Source organism: Salegentibacter sp. (genome assembly GCF_041642575.1).
Lineage (GTDB): Bacteria > Bacteroidota > Bacteroidia > Flavobacteriales > Flavobacteriaceae > Salegentibacter.
The window spans coordinates 1-2,601 of record NZ_JBEPWD010000171.1; the positions used below are offsets into that span (position 1 = coordinate 1).

At 39.3% G+C, this 2,601-nt stretch carries 2 protein-coding genes and 1 pseudogene; 1 reads left to right on the top strand and 2 read right to left on the bottom strand.

Annotation, left to right across the window (positions count from 1 at the left end; translation table 11 throughout):
• Positions 1 to 617, bottom strand: a 617-nt coding sequence (locus ACESK1_RS12955; RefSeq protein ID WP_372920595.1) for a metallophosphoesterase, incomplete at its 3' end; no start/stop codon positions are given.
• Positions 618 to 669: 52 nt separating this feature from the next.
• On the opposite strand from ACESK1_RS12955, the gene ACESK1_RS12960 reads away from it, so the two are divergent.
• On the top strand, positions 670 to 1,854 hold the full coding sequence (locus tag ACESK1_RS12960) for a Pycsar system effector family protein (protein WP_372920596.1): 1,185 nt from the start codon (positions 670 to 672) through the stop codon (positions 1,852 to 1,854).
• On the opposite strand, the pseudogene ACESK1_RS12965 reads toward ACESK1_RS12960, so the two are convergent.
• Positions 1,846 to 2,601: pseudogene (locus ACESK1_RS12965) on the bottom strand (GAF domain-containing protein); the annotation flags it as partial. The gene ACESK1_RS12960 and the pseudogene ACESK1_RS12965 sit on opposite strands and share 9 nt — an antisense overlap.

The window sequence follows — 2,601 nt, forward strand, 5'->3', positions numbered from 1 at the left end:
GCTTCCCGGGTTTTGATTTCGGCACAATCATCATTTATAGTTGGATGTTTATCCCAATCCTCAAGGTACCATTGGGAATCGATAACGATCATCTGGATCTCGTCGGTGATATCAATAATTTGCAAACCACAACCGGCTTTGGGAGACCAAACCAGATTTTCCTCAAATTTTTCCAACAGGTATTCTTCCTGGCGCAACAGCCCCGGGATTCCGGAGTCGTACCAATCATGGTTTCCGGGTGTAAAGATCACCTTCCCATCATAATTTTCTATTGCATCTAACTGGGCATCCAACCTGTATTCTGCCTGTTCTCTCCCGGGATGATCTTCCGGCGGAAGCCCCGAAGGATAGATATTATCCCCCAGGAAAAGGGAGTAATTTCCGGTTTCCTTTACAGAATCCACGAAAGTCTTGAACGCAATAAGCCCTTCAGAGCTTCCTCCCGGCTGGGAGTAGCCACCATCTCCAATGAGGTAAAAGGATTTCTCAATTTCCTTATCGGTAGGATAACCAAAGTTTTCGGTAGGTTCATCCTTATGATATTTGGGATCATTACTGGCACAGGAATAAATAAACAGGATACTTAAAAGTGAAAGGAAGATGTTATTTTTTTTCATAAGGGGTATTGAACATTTTTTGTAATTTGGCTCAACCAAATATCACCCGAAGATGAATAAGCTTGTTGAAAAAGCAGATGAATTTGTTTTAAATCTTTTTAAAGAAAAGCTACCGAATACCTACATATACCATAACTATAAGCACACCCAGCGCGTGGCTAAAAGTACTAAAGAATTAATTGATAATTCTGAAATTAATGTTAAAGAGGAAGAGGCGCTATTACTGGCCGCATGGCTACATGACACCGGTTATATCCGCACTTTTGAAGGGCATGAAAAAGAGAGTGTAGACATCGCTACCAGGTTTTTAAAAGAGAATAATGCCACCCCGGAACTCATTGAAAAAGTCACCCAATATATTAAGGCTACCCGGTTTGAAGCGGAACCGAAAAGCCTTCCGGAAAAAATTATGAGAGATGCCGATTCTTCGCATTTCGCCAAAGATTATTTCGAGGAAACCAGTGAATTATTAAGACAGGAACTTGAATTATTAAATATCAGGCATTTCACTGCCTCAGAATGGGTACAGGAAAATATTGAAATGCTTACAAAAAAGCATCAGTTTTATACTACCTATGCGCTTACCAACTGGCAACAAGGGAAAGAAAAAAACCTTCTTGAGCTAATTGAATCTCAGACGAAACAGGAGAAAAAACTAAAAAAAGAAGAAACCAAGGCCCGCCTGAAAGCGAAATTCAAAAATGATAATCCCGAAAGAAGTATCCAGACTCTATTCAGGGTTACTCTTAGGAATCATATAAAACTTAGTGATATTGCTGATACCAAGGCGAACATTCTGCTTTCGGTAAACGCGATCATTATTTCCCTGGCATTTGCCAATTTATTACCTAAACTGGATGCCGAGATGCATAAACACCTTCTTGTTCCCAGTCTGGTTTTAATGCTGTTTAGTGTTGCCTCAATAATTCTTTCCATATTATCTACGAGGCCCAATGTCACCAGCGGGGAATTCACAAAAGATCAGGTTAAGAACAGGGAAGTGAATTTACTCTTCTTTGGGAATTTCCATAAAATGCCTTTTGAGCAATTCCGTTGGGGAATGCAGGAGATCATTAAAGACAAAGATTATGTTTATGAATCTTTAATGTTGGATCTGCATTTACTGGGGAAGGTCTTACACAGAAAGTATATGTTGTTGAGGCTAACCTATTTGGTTTTTATGATAGGAATTATCCTTTCGGTATTAAGCTTTGTAATAGCCTTTTACCTAGTTTAGTTCCTGCATAAGATCTTCGTAGGTGATTGTATTTTCCGGATCTGAATCATCCAAAGTGTAAAGAATGTTTACCCGAATTGCTCTAAGGCCTACCACCCCCTGAACATCTTCCAGCTCAAGGATCTCTACTTCCTCACCTAAATATTTTTTCGCCTGTAGATATTTTATGTATCGCAAATATTCTCGTTCATCAGCTCGCTGAGAATAAATAATCGCGATTTTTCCTTTTTGAGTGATACGCTCCTCGGTATTTTTAATGAAAGCCTTATCCAAACGTTTTTTGATGATCTCATAACGCGCGTTATAAGTACCGTCTACATCGAATTTTTTCTCATCCATTCGATACCTGATCGATAAGGTGGTATTGTAAACCAGGATCAGCGATGCGGCATCCAGTTTAATCGGGGTGCTTTCCTGTAATTGATAGAACCTGTTTTCCATCTCACACATGGTACTTAGCTGCCACAATCTCATATTGTATAAATAGACTTTATTAAAAGCCTTGTTTCGGGCCATCGAAGCCCCTATATAGATATTGTGGTCTACTCCATCGGTTTTATAACGTTCAAAATAATGCGGATAGATCTCCTGGGCCTGTATCTGCTTCTTGTCTATATACCGTGACATGGTTCTGTTGATACGTTGCACGGTTTCATCATAATTTTTACGATGATTATATATAATTCCGGTTTCGGGATTAAGCTCTTTTTGGTAACTACTTACCAACTTCTTGAGTTCATCCGATTG